This window comes from Phyllobacterium sophorae (genome assembly GCF_003010965.1).
In the GTDB taxonomy this organism is placed as follows: Bacteria; Pseudomonadota; Alphaproteobacteria; order Rhizobiales; family Rhizobiaceae; genus Phyllobacterium; species Phyllobacterium sophorae.
The window spans coordinates 128363-146390 of sequence record NZ_PGGM01000012.1 but is presented as its reverse complement, the minus strand read 5'-3'; the positions used below and the strand labels follow the sequence as shown (position 1 = coordinate 146390).

General features: G+C 58.4%; 11 protein-coding genes. 7 read left to right on the top strand and 4 right to left on the bottom strand.

Annotated elements, in window-relative coordinates; translation table 11 throughout:
• The first annotated feature begins 66 nt into the window (after positions 1 to 66).
• Both CU103_RS22440 and CU103_RS22435 read left to right on the top strand, forming a co-directional pair.
• Positions 67 to 504 (top strand): hypothetical protein, encoded by a 438-nt coding sequence (locus CU103_RS22440; RefSeq protein ID WP_106666342.1) that lies wholly within the window; start codon positions 67 to 69, stop codon positions 502 to 504.
• Positions 505 to 739: 235 nt separating this feature from the next.
• Complete coding sequence (locus CU103_RS22435; protein ID WP_170117104.1) at positions 740 to 2407, top strand: SulP family inorganic anion transporter; 1668 nt, start codon at positions 740 to 742, stop codon at positions 2405 to 2407.
• 339 nt (positions 2408 to 2746) lie between these two features.
• On the opposite strand, the gene CU103_RS22430 is transcribed toward CU103_RS22435, so the two are convergent.
• Positions 2747 to 4360: a bifunctional aspartate transaminase/aspartate 4-decarboxylase gene (locus CU103_RS22430; RefSeq protein ID WP_106666251.1), complete on the bottom strand. Its 1614-nt coding sequence runs from the start codon at positions 4358 to 4360 to the stop codon at positions 2747 to 2749.
• A 384-nt stretch (positions 4361 to 4744) separates the two neighbouring features.
• Between CU103_RS22430 and aspT (CU103_RS22425) the strand changes: the two genes are divergently transcribed.
• The 3 genes from aspT (CU103_RS22425) (at position 4745) to aspT (CU103_RS22415) (ending at position 11029) form a co-directional block, all read left to right on the top strand.
• A complete protein-coding gene (gene aspT / locus CU103_RS22425) occupies positions 4745 to 6436 on the top strand; it encodes an aspartate-alanine antiporter (RefSeq protein WP_170117110.1) in 1692 nt (563 codons plus the stop codon).
• Between the two features lie 116 nt (positions 6437 to 6552).
• On the top strand, positions 6553 to 9264 hold the full coding sequence (locus CU103_RS22420) for an aminotransferase class I/II-fold pyridoxal phosphate-dependent enzyme (RefSeq protein ID WP_106666250.1): 2712 nt from the start codon (positions 6553 to 6555) through the stop codon (positions 9262 to 9264).
• Between the two features lie 73 nt (positions 9265 to 9337).
• A complete protein-coding gene (aspT, locus tag CU103_RS22415) occupies positions 9338 to 11029 on the top strand; it encodes an aspartate-alanine antiporter (RefSeq protein ID WP_106666249.1) in 1692 nt (563 codons plus the stop codon).
• A gap of 23 nt (positions 11030 to 11052) precedes the next feature.
• Here the strand turns inward: aspT (CU103_RS22415) and CU103_RS22410 are convergent, their stop codons facing one another.
• The 3 genes from CU103_RS22410 to CU103_RS32870 form a co-directional block, all read right to left on the bottom strand.
• Complete coding sequence (locus CU103_RS22410; RefSeq protein WP_106666248.1) at positions 11053 to 11742, bottom strand: MarC family protein; 690 nt, start codon at positions 11740 to 11742, stop codon at positions 11053 to 11055.
• 205 nt (positions 11743 to 11947) lie between these two features.
• Positions 11948 to 13045, bottom strand: coding sequence for a porin (locus tag CU103_RS22405; RefSeq protein ID WP_106666340.1), 1098 nt, complete (start codon positions 13043 to 13045; stop codon positions 11948 to 11950).
• Positions 13046 to 13772: 727 nt separating this feature from the next.
• On the bottom strand, positions 13773 to 14906 hold the full coding sequence (locus CU103_RS32870) for a CYTH and CHAD domain-containing protein (protein ID WP_106666247.1): 1134 nt from the start codon (positions 14904 to 14906) through the stop codon (positions 13773 to 13775).
• A gap of 900 nt (positions 14907 to 15806) precedes the next feature.
• Here CU103_RS32870 and CU103_RS22395 point away from each other — a divergent pair.
• Together CU103_RS22395 and CU103_RS22390 are read left to right on the top strand one after the other, a co-directional pair.
• Entirely contained in the window at positions 15807 to 16772 is a 966-nt protein-coding gene (locus CU103_RS22395; protein ID WP_170117103.1) for a phosphate acetyltransferase, read from the top strand.
• Between the two features lie 5 nt (positions 16773 to 16777).
• Positions 16778 to 17986 (top strand): acetate/propionate family kinase, encoded by a 1209-nt coding sequence (locus CU103_RS22390; RefSeq protein WP_106666246.1) that lies wholly within the window; start codon positions 16778 to 16780, stop codon positions 17984 to 17986.
• The last annotated feature ends 42 nt before the right edge of the window (positions 17987 to 18028 follow it).

Sequence of the window (18028 nt, the reverse complement as noted above, 5' to 3'; positions counted from 1 at the left end):
GTATCGGGAGGAGTCGTGATGAAGCAAAGCGGATCAAGTGCGGCGGATTCGAAGGCCAATCTGTTCATGTCGGCCGAGGAACTGCGTGCATACGCGGACAAAATTGACATGGCGCGTGCGTCCAAGGCGTACGGCAGCATGAAGGTCGCAGAGGATGCGCGAAAAAAACTGCTGGACAAACTGTCAAGACCCTTAACGATTACCGAGGACATGCGGGTCAACTTCAGAACCCAGGTAAGGCAAGCCGCCGAGGATGGAAAAAACGAACTGATGGTCCTTCAGTTCCCCGTCGAGCTTTGCACCGACACGGGTCGTGCGATCAACAACAATGAGCCCGATTGGCCCGAAACTCTAACGGGTGTCCCAAGGCAATTATTCGAATTGTGGCGCGAGCGTATGAAGCCGGACGGTTATCGCATGTCAGCGATGATCGTAGAATGGCCAAATGGAATGCCCGGCGATGTTGGTCTTTTTGTGGGCTGGGGCGAAATCCGTCGTCATTAAGCCTGCGCAAGCATGGATTTTGATTTGTCGGCTGTACAAGATTGCTGCGTCATTGAAAGAATATGCGGCCCGCCAACATTATTGAAATGCCCCGAACAAGGCTGTTTTCGGGCTCGGGCGGGTGTTAAAGTCATGATTTCGACGGGCGCTGAAGGTGGCAACTGCAATTGCCCCGTGGACTGAGCATGGTCTTCTCTCGCGTGATAGCGCTACCTGGAAGATGGATACTCGACCCATGCCAACGCTGCCCCTGATATCCAGCTTAAGAGAATATCGGCCCGAATGGCTCCGCTACGATGTCACGTCCGGATTAGCCATTGCTGCAGTCGGATTACCAAGTGCAATTGCCTACCCTGCCCTGGCCGGATTGCCCCCTGAGGTCGGTCTCTATGCCAGCATCATGTCGCTCCTTGGCTATGCCCTGTTAGGCTCGTCGCGGCAGCTCATTGTGGGGCCGGACGCGGGCACGGTAACGGTTTTGGCCGCCGTTCTCTTGTCATTCGGCCTGTCATCGACCGATGAGCGAATCGTAGCATCCGCTGCGATTGCGGCTATGGTCGGCCTGCTTTGCTTTCTCGCCAACATCCTTCGGCTTGGCTTCATCGCCAACTTCCTGTCACGTCCGATCTTGACCGGGTTCATGACGGGTATTTCGTTGTCGATCCTTGTCGGCCAATTGGGCCGCTTCACCGGCGTCAAGATCGACAGCGACGGTCTGTTGAGGCCCATTGTCGAACTCGCGGCGAAAGTCGAACTGATTCACTGGCCCTCCCTGGCACTCGGCACCGGGCTGTTCATCCTGCTTCGGTTTTTAGGGGCATGGCTTCCAGCTGTTCCCGGACCACTGGTGGCCATGGGACTGGCCGCCGCTCTGTCCTTTTTGTTTGACTTTCCGGGATTAGGAATATCTGTCGTTGGTGAGGTCCCCTCGCAACTGCCATCTCCGGTAATGCTGATCCCCCAGGGCATCCCTATCGGCGATCTCGTTCTCGGTGCGGTGGCTGTGCTGATTGTAAGTTTCGGCTCTGGTATTGTGACCGCCCGAAGCTTCGGCGCGAAAAATGGATATCCCGTTGATGCCAATCGCGAACTCTTGGGCTTTGGAGCAGCAAACGTCGCCTCCGGATTGTTCGGCGGTTTCGCTGTGACCGCATCGGATTCCCGTACTGCAATCAATGATTTGATGGGCGGAAAAACGCAGCTGGCTGGCATTGTTTCTGCAGCTGCCCTGGCATTCACGGTTGTGTTCCTTACCGATGTGTTGGCTATCCTCCCGACACCGGCACTCGGCGCCGTACTCGCCTCGGCTGCTGTCAGTCTGATCGACCTGCATACCCTGCGGGAATTGTGGCGGATCAGCCGGGTCGAGTTCTCATTTGCGCTGATCAGCATCGTGGGCGTCATTGGCCTCGGCGTCCTGAAGGGCGTCGTGATCGCAGTGGGCGCCACATTGCTTTATCTCCTCATGAAAGGGTTAAGGCCACGCGACGCAATGCTCGGTCGTATTCCCGGGCGGGAAGGATTCTACAAGCTCCACCGGTACGCACAAGCGCAGCCTATTCCGGGGCTGGCGATCTACCTTCCCCAAGGCAGCTTGCTGTTCTTCAATGTCGACTATGTCAGAGGCCGTATCGAAGACGTTATCGCAAAACTCTCACCGGACACCAAATGGTTTATATTTGATGCCGGAGCGGCCGCCCAGATGGACACCACGGCAGCCGTCATGCTCGACGACATGCGCCTGCTCGCACAGGAGCGTGGGCTAAAGTTTGGAATTGTAGAGTTGCACAGCGAGCCGCTTGAAATATTGAAGCGTTCAGGCGTGGTGGCCAGAGTCGGTGCCGACATGATTTTCGATGATCTGGAGGACGCGGTCAGGGCCTTCTCGGCGCAAGCCAGCTAACCCCACAGCTGCAAGGTGAAACGGCATCGCTCCAAGATGTGCGCCTAGATCATGCGACGCGCGCTGACGATGTATCCACCCGATTGGAAGCTGTCATCGGCAAGAGAACTTCACGCAACCAGATTGGAAGAAGCGACCGGAACCCTCAAGTTTCGTCTCACTGCGCTTAAGCAAACCAAGAGCGTCAAATTTCCATCAACAATTGCGAAGACCTCCTCAACGCGACGAGACCGCGCTGGCGAACGCCAACGGCCGTGACCTCGGCTTGCACACGGTCTGTTGGAGCTACCCACGCGCATGTTCGACCGTAGGCGTCAGCCATTCTGGCAGCTTTTCGGCCTATTTTCCCTTCTTCGTCGAAGCGTTGAATGCATCGACATAACTGCGGCCGACAGCGCGAACCGCCCTGCCGATATCGTCGTAGACATCGTCGGTCAAGTTGGCGAAGGAAACGCGCACGCTCCAGTTCGGCGCATCGAATCCACCACCGTTGAGGAGCACGATTGCATGGTCTTCGGCGAGTTTGAAAACGAGATCGAGCGGATGGACGTTCTTTTTCAGCCACTTTACCATATCTTCGCCGACATATCGGCGCAGCCAGAACTCGAAATCGATCGTGCCGTAGTAGTACGCGAAGTTGGGGTTCGGCTGGACATCAAGTGGCAACCCTTCGAGCAGGCTGTCCACGCGGCTGTGACAGATATCCATGCAAGCCTTCTGGTAAAGCTTTTCGGTGTCCATCAACTCGCTGATGGAGAACATGGTCATCATCACCTGTTGCGGCAATGACAGACCCGCGGTGTGGTTGAGCGCGACGTCACGGCTATCGGCGACGATGCGGTCGATCATCTTGAGCTTGCGCGGCTCAAGCGTGATCGAAATATAGCGCTTGTCGAGCGCTTCGAGATCCCTGGCGGGCAGTTGGGAAATCATGCTGTCGAGAATGTTCTTCTCATGAATGGCGATGACGCCCAGTCGCCAGCCGGTGCAACCGAAGTATTTCGAATAGGAATAGACCCCGATGGTGTTTTCCGGCAGTTCTGCCATCAGCGAGCGGAAGCCTGGCACGAAGGTGCCATAGACATCGTCAGTGAGCAGCAGCAGATCCGGCCGCTTTTTCTTCACAAGGTCCACGATCTTCTTCATTGTCGGGGCGTCGATCGCCATCGATGTCGGATTGCCCGGGTTCACCACGAAGAAGGCCTTGATCTTCGGATCCTCAAGCTTCTTGATCTCCTCGTCGGAATATTGGAATCGGTTCTCCTGCTTCGCCTTTATGTGCACCGCCTTGAATGCATAGTCCTCAAGTTCGGCAATCTCGATATAAGGCGTGAATATTGGTGTTCCGAGGGCAATGGTGTCGCCTTTCTTCAGGATACGGTTAGCAATCAGCGACTTGAAGATATAGCACATGGCGGCAGTGCCGCCTTCCACCGCATAAAGGTCGAATTTGCCTGGCGGAACCTTGTCTCCGCACATCGCCCACATCAGATAACGGTGCGCCACCTGTTCGGCATGCACCAGCATGCGGTCGGGAACAGGGTAATTATCGCCGATAATGGAATCGGTAAGTTCGAACACGAACGCGTCCGCATCAAAACCGAACCCCCTGACCGCATGGTCGACCATTCGCGACAGAAAATCTGCCCCTTCCATTTCTGCGTGCTTCTCCAGCCAGGTTTTGAGACGCTCGGCGATGTCTTTTTGTTGCGGCATCCCGGCAACACCGGCCGTAGGATTATCCATCGTACGGCGCGATTCGGACAGAGCGTACTGGCCGAACAGGAAGAAACCTTCGCGCGGCTTGGTCGCGATCCAGTTTGGATTGCCGCGCCCCGCATTGAGCAGGACCTGGGTCGACTTCTGCGAACTGCGCTTGGCCAACTTGATCAACGCGTCCTTGATTTCGAACGGGCTCATTTTCTCATAGTCGCGGTAGTCAATCGTCGTCATGATATTCCTCCCACAATTGTCACCAAGCCAACACGGTACGGATCTCTTTCCGGTGTGGGACGGGCTCCTGCTCGCAAGCAGCGACTGCGTCAGCCTCATCGCGCCCAGGAAATACTGGCATCGCCACCTCGTTCCAAGAACATCAAAGATCCGCAAACGGAAAGACTAGAGTCGATCCGTCCCAAATGCATGCAGAAAGTCCCAACGCGGCATAAAGTCAAATTCAAACAGTAAAATAGAAGAGGCAATATTTACATTTTTTTCCAAAATACTTCTGCTTGGAATCGTGCACACAACAGTGTAAGCTTGTCAATACAGTTGGGTATTCGGGGTGAACGGCGTATGCTGCTTGGGCAGCGTGCCGTTTGGCTGATGGGGGGCATCATGTTCGACTGGTTCGCAAACACACTCCGCACCTATCCTGAAATCGCTATCTTTCTTTCCCTAGCCTTGGGCTATTACTTCGGTTCCTTTACGTATAAGGGCCTCGGTCTCGGCGCCGTAACGGCGACCCTAATTGCCGCCGTTATCATTGGCCAGCTTGGCATAACCATTTCCCCGCCGCTCAAGGCGACCGTCTTCCTGATGTTCCTGTTCGCAGTCGGTTACGGCGTCGGTCCGCAATTCGTCCGGGGCATCGCCAAGGACGGCGTGCCGCAAGCATTGTTTGCCGCAATCGTGTGCGTGTTCTGTCTCGGTGCACCTTTCATTGCCGCCAAGGTGGCTGGCTACGATGTCGGATCGGCGGCGGGCCTCTACGCCGGTTCGCAGACCATTTCGGCTTCTATGGGCCTCGCGACGGACGCCATCAATCGCCTTGGCCTTGCACCCGAGGAAACCAAGCGGCTACTCGACGCCATGCCGGTTGCCTATGCCGTGACCTATATTTTCGGCACTGTGGGCTCGGCTATCGTACTGGCGTTGCTAGGTCCGGCATTGCTGGGCATCGACCTCGAAGCGGAATGCAAGCGCTATGAGGAAGAGCACGGGGGCAAGAAGGAAATAGGCGGTGCCGGAACAGCTTGGCACAATTACGAATTGCGCGCCTTTCGCGTCAAGGAAGACGGGAGGGTTGTCGGCCTCACGGCGCGGCAGGCCGAGGCGCTGATCCCGGGGCAGCGGGTTTTTGTCGAGCGTGTAAGACGGAGCGGAAAGATCCTCGACGCGACCGAAGACACTGTTATCCAGGCTGGTGACATCGTGGCAGTCGCCGGACGCCGCGAAGTCCTGGTCAGTCTGATCGGCGCAGCCGCCGAAGAGGTGGACGATCGCGAGCTTCTGGCGGTGCCGGTCGAAGGTGTGGACGTGCTGGTTACCAGCAAGCACGCCGACGGCAAGACACTTGCCGACCTTGCGCAGTTACCGTCCGCCCGCGGTGTGTTCCTGCGCAGGATTGTTCGCGGTGCAACAGCGACGGAAATCCCCATCCTGCCCAACACCAAGATCCATCGCGGCGATATATTGACATTGGTCGGCCGCACTCAGGATACCAGCGCCGCGGCCAAGGCACTAGGCGTTGCCGATCGCCCGAGCGATATCGCTGACGTTGCCTTCATCGGTGCCGCGATAGCGATCGGCGCATTGGTCGGAGCATTTGTCTACAAGGTCGGCGATATACCGTTGACGCTATCCACGTCCGGGGGCGCGCTCATTTCCGGACTTGTCTTCGGCTGGTTGCGGTCCGTCCATCCGACATTCGGACGAATTCCGTCATCGACAGTATGGTTTATGAATTCCGTCGGCTTGAACATCTTCATTGCCGTGGTCGGAATTTCGTCAGGACCGGGCTTCATTGCCGGCTTGCAGCAATTGGGCTTCAGCCTGTTTCTTTGGGGCATTTTCGCCACAACAGTCCCGCTGATATTGGCAATGTATGTGGGAAAATATGTGTTTCGCTTCCACCCCGCGATCCTATTGGGATGCTGCTCGGGCGCCCGCACGACGACCGCCTCACTCGGCATGATCAATGACCGGGCAAAGAGCCAGATTCCCGGGCTTGGCTACACAGTGACCTATGCGGTGGGCAATACCCTGCTGACCGTCTGGGGTATGGTCCTTGTCCTGCTGATGGCGTGAGTGTGCCGGCTCTCCAGGTTGGCTGGGGATTACCAAGAGCATTGGATGCGACGAGATCGACGTGACAACGACGGCTCGGATTTACTCGAACACAGACGCGAAGGGAGGACAACCCCGTGCCCCGCGAAACCAAACACAATGATCAATTTCTGCTCATCCATTCTGCTCGGGCTGACAACTGGCGCGAGATCACGACGCTAGCCGATGCCTGGGCGGCCAAGCAAGGCGAACGGGCTGCGTTGGAAGGCGCGCTCGCTGCCTTATCGGCCAGCGAGGAATATCACGCCTACCCGGGCGCACGGCTGCTCGGGGCGCTGAGCGAACGCATAGCCAGCAACGACGCGGGGGGTGCTGCAAAACTCGCGCGGCGCATCTCCAATGGTCTGCTGACCCGTGTCTACCGTGGCCGTCCGGCGGAGTGGGATGTTCATGACGAGATGTCGCCCAGCGAAGTGGCGGATGTCATGCCGACTGCCACGGGTGAGACGGGCGCTCGCCGGCCCTATTTCGAAGTGCTGTTCGTCAACAGCCAGCCGGCGGCGCGTTGGCCCGCGCTTGCCGGCGAAATTCGACGCCTGCGCCGGCCGGAGGATACTTTCATCTATGAACCCATCTTCGTTGGTTCTTTCGAGGATGCCTTATGCGCGGCAATTGTGAACCCCGACATTGTTTCGGTCGTCCTCGCTGAAGGCTTCCCCTACCGGTCGCGTTATGATGTGCCGGTCCTGCGCTCCGTGCTCGATCCCCTTGCCGAATCGGAAACAGCCGACAAATCAGCGCTTCGGCTTGCACGCACTCTAAAGAGGATCCGGCCGGAACTTGACATATATCTGCTTTCCGATCGCGAGGTGGAAAAGCTTGCTGGCGACTCGGCAGCCGATGCTGTGCGGCGTATCTTTTATGCCGTCGAGGAACCGCTTGAACTGCACCTTGCCATCCTGGAGGGCGTGCAGGCACGCTACGAAACGCCGTTCTTCGACAATCTGAAGAACTATGCCCGCCGGCCGATTGGCACGTTCCACGCATTGCCCATCGCTCGCGGCAAATCCGTGTTTCATTCCGACTGGATTCGTGACATGGGCGAATTTTACGGAATCAATCTTTTCCTGGCGGAAAGCAGTGCGACCACGGGTGGCCTCGACAGCCTTTTGGAGCCGACGGGCAATATCAAGCGCTCACAGGAGATGGCCGCTCGTGCTTTTGGCGCCGATCATGTTTTCTTTGTCACGAACGGCACCTCGACCTCAAACAAGATGGCAGTGCAGGCGCTGCTGGCTCCCGGCGACATCGCAGTTGTGGATCGCAACTGTCACAAATCGCACCATTACGGCATGGTTCTGACCGGCGCTCAGCCATATTATGTCGAAGCCTTCCCCATGACGGAATATTCTATGTATGGGGCAGTTCCGCTCGACACCATAAAGCGCGCGCTGCTGGCGCTGCGGGCAGAGGGCCGTCTGGAGCGCGTTAAACTTCTCGACCTGACGAACTGCACTTTTGACGGTCATATGTACAACGTCAGACGGGTCATGGAGGAATGTCTGGCCATTAAACCGGACCTGATCTTCCTTTGGGACGAGGCGTGGTCTGGCTTTGCCCGGTTTTCGCCATTCCTGCGTCCGCGAACTGCCATGGGCGCGGCGACGGAAATTGAGGAATGGCTGCGCGATCCGGCGTCGATGAAGGCATATGAGAATCAGCAGGAAGCATTGGGCAAGAAACCATCCGACAACAAACTGCTGTCAACGCGGCTGATCCCGGATCCGCGCCAGGTCCGGCTGCGCGTCTATCAGACAAACTCCACGCACAAATCGATGTCAGCGATCCGCCAGGGTTCCATGCTGCTCGTCAAGGATGTCGATTTCCCCACGGTCGAGGCGCAGTTCCATGAAGCGGTGTTCACTCACGCCTCGACCAGTCCCAACCAGCAGTTGATCGCAAGCCTGGACACGGCGCGCCGGCAAATGGAGCTCGAAGGCTATGGCCTGGTCATGAACGCCATAGAGATTGCGCTCAAGATCCGGCGGGCCATCAACGAGCATCCGCTGATTTCGAAGTACTTTCGGGTACTTGGAGCAGATGAGATGATCCCGGCACCATTTCGCCAATCGGGATTTACGGACTATCTGGCAACAGAGGCTACCTGGGCAACGGTCGTAAAGGCGATGCGGGAAGACGAGTTCTATCTCGATCCAACACGCATGACCCTGGTCTGCGGCAGGGCCGGTTTTGACGGAACGCAATTCAAGGGCCTTCTGGCGAGCGCATACGGTATCCAGCTCAACAAGACGTCGCGCAACAGTGTGCTGCTGCAATCGAACATCAACAACACGCGCAGCGATGTCGCCCATCTGGTCCGCGTTCTGGTGGAGATCTGCCATGTCATCGAGAAACGGCTGGCCGACGGGGGAGAGGCCGAGCGGACCGCATTCAAGGCGCGGGTAAAATCGCTGATGACCGACGTGCCCGACCTGCCCAATTTCAGCCGCTTCCACGATGTGTTTCGCCGCGACGCGGGGAAAACGACGCCGGAGGGCAATATCCGTGAAGCCTTTTTTGGCGCCTACGATCCTTCGATATGCGAATACGTGCCGCTGTTCGGCGCAGAATGCGACCGCCGGCTGAGCAAGGGACCGGAAATGGTCTCGGCCAATTTCGTCATACCCTATCCACCGGGATTCCCGATCATGGTGCCGGGTCAGGTGCTGACCCAGGAAACGATCGATTTCATGCGAAAGCTGGATGTGAAGGAAATTCACGGCTACGAGAAAGCCAAGGGCCTAAAGTTGCTGCTACCTGATGCCATCGCTGCAAGAGCAAGGCGTTGAGCGGGACCGCCACGGCGCCCTGTGACAATGAGCTGATCGCGCTCAAAAGCGAAGGTCCTGGTGGGGGGTGCCAATGATTTGGTTGGAGCAGTTCCTGGTCAAATATCCGGAGCTCGCCGTGTTTCTTGCCATCAGTATCGGCTATGTGATCGGCGGCGTGAAGGTCAGGGGCTTTGGCCTTGGGCCCGTTACCGGCTCACTCTTCGCCGGTATTCTGATTGGTCAATTCGCCCACGTTCCGATTGCCGGCATGGCAAAGTCTTTTCTCTTCCTTCTGTTCTTGTTCGGCATTGGTTATTCGGTCGGACCGCAATTCCTGCAGGCGCTGAAGCGCGACGGGTTAAAGCCGGTACTGCTCGCCGTGGTCGTATGCGTGACAGGACTGCTCACTGCTATTGTCATTGCCAAGGCTCTTGAGCTTGATGCCGGCTTTGCTGCGGGACTTGTTTCTGGCGCGCTCACGGAGAGTCCGGCGATGGGCACGGCGACAGAAGCCATCAATGCCCTGCCGCTCCTGGAGGATGAACGCGCGCGGCTGGTGGCACACGTCGCGGTGGCCGATGCCGTGTGCTATGTGTTCGGTGCCGTTGGCGTCATTTTGTTCTGCAGTCTGGTAGCGCCGAAACTGCTTGGTATCGACCTGGCCGCCGAGGCACTAAAGCTGGAGCAGGAGCTAGGCATCAAGCGGACAGCGTCGGGAGTCACGTCTGCCTGGCACAGGTTCGAGTTGCGCTCCTACAGGATCGCGGAAGACGCGCCAAGCGCAGGACTGTCTGTTGCCGCTGCTGAGGCAAAATTTCCCGAGCACCGGCTGTTCATCCAGCGTGTGCGGCGCGGGGAGCGAATTTTCGAGGCGACCCCGGACCTCGTATTGAGCCCGAGGGACGTCGTCGCAGTGTCTGGCAGGAGAGAGGCCCTGGTGGAGTTGCTCGGTCAGCGCGCCACCGAAGTAGAAGATCGCGAACTCCTCGATATTCCGGTGTCAGTTGCAGAGGTGCTGGTAACAAGCCGGGACCTGGACGGTCGCAGTATCGCTGACGCGGCCAAGGAGGACTGGACTCGCAACCTCTATCTGCGAGCCATTACGCGCGGGGGCCAGGAGCTTCCCCTTGCCCCGGGGGTCGCGGTGCAGCGTGGCGATCTCCTCCGGCTGGTGGGGCCGGAAGCCGTCGTCTCGCGCGCCGCCAAGCGGGTAGGCGTCATTGTCGCACCGACGACCGCCACCGATTTCTTCGTCCTTGGCCTCGCTATCTTCCTTGGCGGGCTTGTCGGCGTGCTTGTCACCATTCCAGTGGGGGACATGCGGATCTCTTTGAGCACCAGCGTGGGAACCTTGCTGGCGGGGCTGGTCGTCGGGCATCTGCGCACGCGCTTCCCGCTGTTCGGCCGCATACCGGATGGAGCCGTCTCGCTGATGACGGCACTCGGTCTCGCCGCCTTCGTTGCCATGACCGGCCTCCATGCCGGACCCATCTTCCTGTCGGCCATCGCAGAGGCGGGTATCGGCCTGCTGTTCGGCGGTATGGTGGTTACGATGATGCCCATGATCGTCGGCCTCTACGTCGGACGCTATCTGCTCGGCATGAACCCGATACTGCTCCTGGGTGGTCTGGCAGGATCGCAGACAATGACCGCCGCCATGGCCGCAGTACAGGAACGCTCGGGCAGCCCGGTTGCCGTCCTTGGCTACACCCCGGCAGTCCCCATCGGCCACATCCTGCTGACGACTTGGGGAACCGTGATCGTGGGCATCATGGCCGGTTAGACCCCGACCGACGCCATCGCCGGTTACGGCGTTGGTACCGATGGCGCAGAACCTGCGACCAAAATGGATTTCAACAGCTCGCTGCCGCCCGACCAGAGGATTTGCAAGCCAAGGCAAAACAGAATGAATGCCGAAAGCCTCACTGCGATATCGGTGCCGCCTTTGCCGAGGATCCTTTGAATGCGATCCGCGTAAGTGAAGCAAAGCAGGATGGTCAGCGCCAGAACAGCAATGGCGACGACGCTCGCCACGACGAATATGAGCCTGTCAGCCGGGCTGTTGATCGTTGCCTCCGAAAGTCCGATGCTGATCACCACTGCCATCGAGCCTGGGCCCGTGGTGAGCGGGAGAGTCAGCGGATAGAAGACCTGATCAAGCAGACGGGTGCGAGGAGCTGCGTCTGCCGGCGTCTCCAGTTCCTTGTGGCTTCCTTCATTGAGAAGCTTCCATCCCGATACGGCGACAATAAATCCCCCACCAACGCGAAGGATCGGGATGGAAATGCCGTAAAACTGCAGGATGAGCGCGCCGAGCAAAAACGAGCACACCAGGAGGATGAACGAGTTCAGGGCGATGCGCCGGGCGAGGAAAGCGCGAAGTTCGGGCGTAGCGCCCCTTGTAAATCCAAGAAAGACGAGCGCAGAGCCAGGTGGATTGACGACTGGAAAGATCGATGCAAGCACCAAAGCGAACGTGTTGATGGCGGCGTTCATTGAGGCGTAAAATTCTTGATCGGGCAGGCGCTGTCAAGACCTGGAGAAAGCATGATGGCAGCCCATCGGCCGGCCGCGTCAGTCATCCCATTGGCCTTTCGGACCATTCGCACAACATTACCAAGTTCTGGTCTTACACAACACGGCATATATCGATCGGAAATCGGCCTTCCCCTTTGCGCGAAACGAGTGGCAGCAGGTGCGCCTAAAAGTTGCGCTGGACGCGGACGATGCTCCCGATGGCGTCATCATCGCCGAACTCGCTGACAGCCTCATCCTCCCGCGCGCCCCCGAATTTGGTATAGTTGAGTTCGGGCCTGATGATGAGCCCAGGTACAATTTCATAGTTCACATTGAGGGCGAGAGCCAAGGTGCCCTGTTCTTCGTAGGCGGCCTGCCCGTTAATCGTCGCCTTTTCGGTGACCTTGAAGGCAAAACCGCCCCAGGCAGCCCAGTCGCCTTCCCAGAGGCCGTACCAGTTGCGGTTCTGGTTGGTGACGAAGGAGTCAGCGTCGTAGTTTGACTGATATCCACCCATCACCCAAACCGATATCGCGTCGCTCAAACTCACATCCAGGCGTGCCTTGATTCCCACATCCTCCTGCACCGAATCGTAGCCGACGACCGCACCGATTTGTCCCCACTGCTGCTGCAGTTTCACGCCCGCAAGAACGTGTGGCATATAGTCATCAATGATGTAGTCGTATCCGTTGAATATTTCGCCCTGTTCGGCGGCGATAATGGCCGAAAATCCGTTGCCGCCCTTGAAAGTATAGCTGATCTGGTTGCTGGAAATGCTGTCGGAACCGTACTGGATCACGTCGTCCTGAATGATGCTGCTTCCGGCATAGCCCAACCAGGAGCCGAACAGCACATCGTTGAGGCCGATCTGGAAACCGCCGAGTTCGATGAATGCTTGATGCAGGGACTCCGCATTATCGCCGTTCGTATTCTGAACACGGGTGTCTGCAAAGGATCGCAGAGTGCCCAACTCGGTCTCGGAGCGAGCATCGAATCGAAGTTCGGCGCGCGAGCGAGCATACCAGGTGTCGTTTTCGTCTGCGCCGACGGGGCCGCCGGTGAACACGTCATCACCTCCTGCCAGGTCAAAACGCAGATACCCGCTGACCTTTAGGCACGTCTCGGTGCCGGGTATGTAGAAGAAGCCGGCGCCATAGGCATCGCATACACGAACATATTCCATGGAATCAGGTTCAGCGACGACCACAGCGTCAGCTGAGCGTGCCACTGATGCGACAACGACTGTTCCTGCAACGGCGAGAAGAAGAGCTCGAAAATCCATGGCATCCCCCATCGGTTGCACTCAATCAAGTGAGTCGCAGCAACCCTCAAGCAACCTGAGCAAGGTATAGCACCACGGCAGCGTCAATACTGTCGCCGTATGGCCACACCCCACGCTATTCCACCAGGATAAGCATGTGGGTAGATCATTGGCCTGTAGGCCCGGCTCGACAAAAAATTCTGATTGATTTGGATTGATGGCGATCGATCGCATTGGCCCTAAGCGGGCAGGCAGCCGCTTCCGTCGCCACGAGCATCCACGTTTTTGCTTCGCCAGTACACATCGGCGAGGCATTGCGGGCTTACCGTCCATTGGCATCGACAAGCTCATGGTCGAGGGCTTGGATCATAGTGTATCGCGAAGTTTGCACACCAAAGCACACAGTTTTAAGCCGCTTTCGTCTTCGGTCATGTTGGCCACGACATGATGATTGGTAAGGATGTAGCTGGCAGGGCGAAGCGAATTTGTACCTCCCGTCCGTAAAGGTTCAGCGGCCACTTGCATTCTCTCCATGCGTTTGACCTCGTCGCGTGTCCCCGGCGTCAATTCGAATATGTCGGCAGCCGTTCCGCGAGCCAAGGCCTACTGCAAAATAAACTATTGATTATATTGATATTTTTGGAACGTTTGCTCAATTATGTTTATTTGGCAGCCATACGCTTGAATTTGTGCCACCTGCCCTGGAGCCGGCAGGCCCCGGCAAGCTCGAGATGTCCCTGCCAGCCGGTTACCGCACCGATGGCGCCGTCGTTGCGCCAGCTCCTCTGCTCGATCGCGAGTCCCAGAGACAACAAAAAGCGGTTGGTTCGCCCATCGGCAATGCTTTCACGCACTTCCTGATAGGCTCTATCCCGCAAGGGAGCGCTGGCGTTGCGCAAGGCGGAGAACTCGATATCCGGGAGATTGGCCTTCTCGAGGTTGGCAGGCGTGCCGGTCCCAGTGTTCGCGCGAAGCGCTTTGCTTCGGCATCGAGCGCCTGCAAAGAAGGCGCGTCCATCTCCCGCCGCAAACAATAGAAAGCCGTGTGCAGCCGCCGCAGGGCCACACGCAACTGGTGGACGCCTTCGGGTTCACGGCCGCTTGCGGCGGGGTAAAGATTGGACAGTATCTGTTGCTGACAGGCCGACAACAGTTTGGCAATCTCCTCAACGACGCTGTCGTCGCCGCGAAGATTCGACGGACCAGCCTTCACCGCCGCCGGATCGGATTTGCTCTGGGCTCCCAGCCTCAGTTGCGAGACATCCATCAAGCCGAGGCCGAACTGGTAAAGCGCAGCAGCCTTGCCCTGTTTCAGTTCAAGTTCGATTTCCGGCACCGGCTCTCGCTGGACTCCGGCTTCTATCACACCCTCGTCGAAGGCGACTTCGATCCGGCCATCCGGCACATCGACGACAATTGCGTGCCTGCGGACCCTGGTGACAAGGTCGGCACGAGTTCGTGGACAGCAATCTGATTGAAAACCTCGGAAATCTCGGCGGTTGGCAACACTGAGGTCAGGAGCCAACGTCTTGACTGGCGCTTCCCATTCCGCACGTGTCAACGCACCATTGACCGAAAAGCTTTTGATTGTTTGCGTAAGATGTCTGCCGCTGCGCCGAACCCGCAGGGACAGGCCGGCATCAAACAAATGATGGTCGTTCGTATCGTAATACGTCGTTTCCAGCCGACGGACTGTCCCCTTGTTGCGGGCGGATTGCAAAATGGCGGGCGAGGTTCGAAGCTGATCCAGAGCACCTGAAGGGGCAAGGAGCTTTAGCTCGGTCTCAACAGGGGCCGCAGCAACGCAGCAGCACCATTGATGCGCGATGGCTTGCCCGCAGTGCGATCCTGCTCTGTCACAATGGAGGACCCCTGTTCCCATCAACTCCCCGAAACCGCCGCATATTATCGCTTCCGCCTCGGATTGTAATGCACAATGATACCAGTGCTGCAGCGCGGGACGTTTCGCGACCGTGCGGGCAAGCCCTACGCCTGGTGGCCTGTGCCCGCATCCGCGTTAATTCATTGTTCGGCTAAGATTTTTCGCTGCCGTGCCAATCCCGGCTTGGCGACGGGAACTTACTCCATGCAATGGCCAGGCTAGTACAAGTCTGGGTCGCCTTTCGCTGACAGCGTCAGCCGTCAACGCGGCAATCGCCCACCTCGGCCGAACGCCTGGCCGAAGGGCAGATCGCTAAACTCAAGCCGCCAAACCAGCGGTCGCGGAGAGCTCGATTTGCTCCAAGCCAGACCAATGGGCCATCCAACTGCGCGATGCATTAACACTGGGTCAGATGGAGGGTCGAAAGCTCCACGCCGATTGACTACGTGTGCCATACCTGCGACATTATCAGCGCATGGTTTGTTGGACTTGATTGCGTGCAATGCCAGCCAGGCAAGTTTGAATCGCGCTTAAGCTCGAAGGGTCCTGTCGTCCCGTTATGGACATTTGATAGGCTGCCGGTGCTTTGCGCAGGAGACATAAAATGACCGCTGGCACGAAGCAGCCGTTCAACAGTACAGACCCTCGGCTGCCCGCGCGGGCAAAGACGTTGTTCCTCGATCGGGTCATCGCTCTCATCCGCAGATCGGTGCAAAGCGCTGGGTGGAGGGCAGTCAGACGAACACGGATATGAGGTGCGGATCCTGACCGCCGAGGTCGTTGCAGCTGGCCTGCCAACTATCCCTTACCGCCAGAACGTTTAGGGATGAAGCAAGCTTGCCATGACCTCACACCCGGTAGAGTTCGCTATCGAACCGGCACGAATGGGGAGCTTTTACGATGTCAGTTCGCCAGGTCGCTCAGGCGCCAAAGATGCATGCGAAATACGAGGGCTTAATTGCGCGGGCGAAAGAGACGCCTGCAGCGACAACGGTGGTTGTGCATCCCTGCGACGAGACATCGTTGCGAGGCGCAATTGATGCGGCCGAGGCCGGCATTATCGTACCAATCCTGGTGGGGCCGAGCCGCAAAATCCGTGCCGTTGCGCAAGAGCACACGCTTGACGTGGGTCGGTTCGAAATCGTCGACGTGCCGCACAGCGAGGCAGCGGCCACACGGGCGGTCCAGCTCATACACGAGGCGAAGGGCGAACTGCTGATGAAGGGCAGCCTGCACACTGATGAGCTCATGCGGGCCGTCACCGCGTCCGCGACGGGGCTGCGTACGGCGCGGCGGGTTAGCCACGTCTTTGTGATGGACGTACCAACCTATGCCCAGACGTTGTTCATCACCGATGCAGCCATCAACATCTTTCCCGATCTCGATGCCAAGCGCGACATTATCCAAAATGCGATCGACCTCTTCACCCAGGTCGGACTCGGCGAGCCTCGGGTCGCGATCCTTTCTGCCGTCGAAACCGTTACGTCGAAGATTCCATCGACCATTGAGGCTGCGGCTTTGTGCAAAATGGCCGAGCGCGGCCAGATCACAGGCGCAGTGCTCGACGGTCCGCTCGCCTTCGACAACGCAATTGACCCGGAGGCAGCGAGGATCAAGGGTATCCACTCCCCCGTCGCTGGACGCGCGCAGATTCTGGTCGTTCCCGATCTGGAAGCAGGTAACATGCTGGCCAAGAACCTCACCTTCCTTTCCAAGGCAGACGCTGCCGGCATTGTGCTGGGCGCGCGCGTCCCGATCATCCTCACGTCGCGTGCCGATTCTGTTCGCACACGCCTGGCTTCCTGCGCCGTTGCAGTGCTGCTTGCCGACGCGCGGCGTCGCGCAGCAGCACTGCCGGCTGAGTAGCCGCGATGGACGCGATCCTGGTTCTCAATGCTGGCTCCTCGAGCCTGAAGTTTCAGGTATTCGGGATCAGCGGGACCGGGGATTTGCAAAGATTGGTCAAGGGCCAGATCGATGGCGTCGGCACGTCACCGCGGCTGCGGGCCACAGGGCCGGATGAAAAGCCGCTGTTGGATCGGAACTATCTGCCGGACGATGTTTCGGATCTCAAGGCTGCCACGCGGGTTGCGGGAGATTGGCTGCGTGAGACGACGGATGTCAATCTTGTGGCCGTTGGTCACCGTGTCGTTCATGGCGGGCCTGATTACGCCCGGCCCGTTCGCGTGGACAAGGCCGTCTTGAAACGTCTCGAACGCTACGTCCCCCTCGCGCCACTCCACCAGCCAAACAATCTGGCGCCAATTCGCACGCTGCTCGAACGGCGTCCGGAACTACCGCAGGTAGCCTGCTTCGACACGGCATTTCATCGCGGTCAAAGCGCGGTTGCGGATCACTACGCGATCCCGGAACGCTTCTATGCGCAGGGCGTGCGGCGATACGGCTTTCACGGCCTGTCCTACGAGTACGTTGCAGAGCGCCTGCGGACGGTCGCGCCAGACCTCGCCGGCGGACGGGTGATCGTCGCGCATTTGGGCAGCGGCGCTTCGATGTGCGCCCTGTCGGATGGCCGTAGCATCGAAAGCACGCTCGGATTCACGGCGCTCGACGGCCTGCCCATGGGAACGCGGTGCGGGCAGATCGACCCGGGCGTGGTCCTCTATCTCATCGCGGAAAAGCGCATGACGGTTGAGACCGTGCAGGACCTGCTTTACCGCCAGAGCGGTTTAAAGGGCCTCTCCGGAATCAGCAACGACGTTCGCGAACTGCAGGAGAACACGGATCCTCGTGCCAGGTTCGCCATCGATTATTTCGTCTACCGCGTCGGTCTGTACGCAGGGACGTTGGCGGCGGCCCTGGGCGGGCTTGACGCCTTCGTATTTACCGCCGGGATTGGAGAGAACTCGGCCCTGGTTCGGGCACGCATCGCCGAGAAGCTTGCGTGGCTCGGTGCCACGCTCGACCCAGCCGCCAACATGGCGCGGAAACTTCTGATATCGAGCAAGGAAAGCCGGCTTGCTTTACTGGTCGTTCCAACTGACGAAGAACTGATGATCGCGCTGCACACGCTAGAACTGGTCAAGGGAGACAAAAAGCACAATACCGCCGGCCAACGGTAGAATGCGTACAACCAGGGGGCGGTCAGTCGGGCTGGGCGCGAT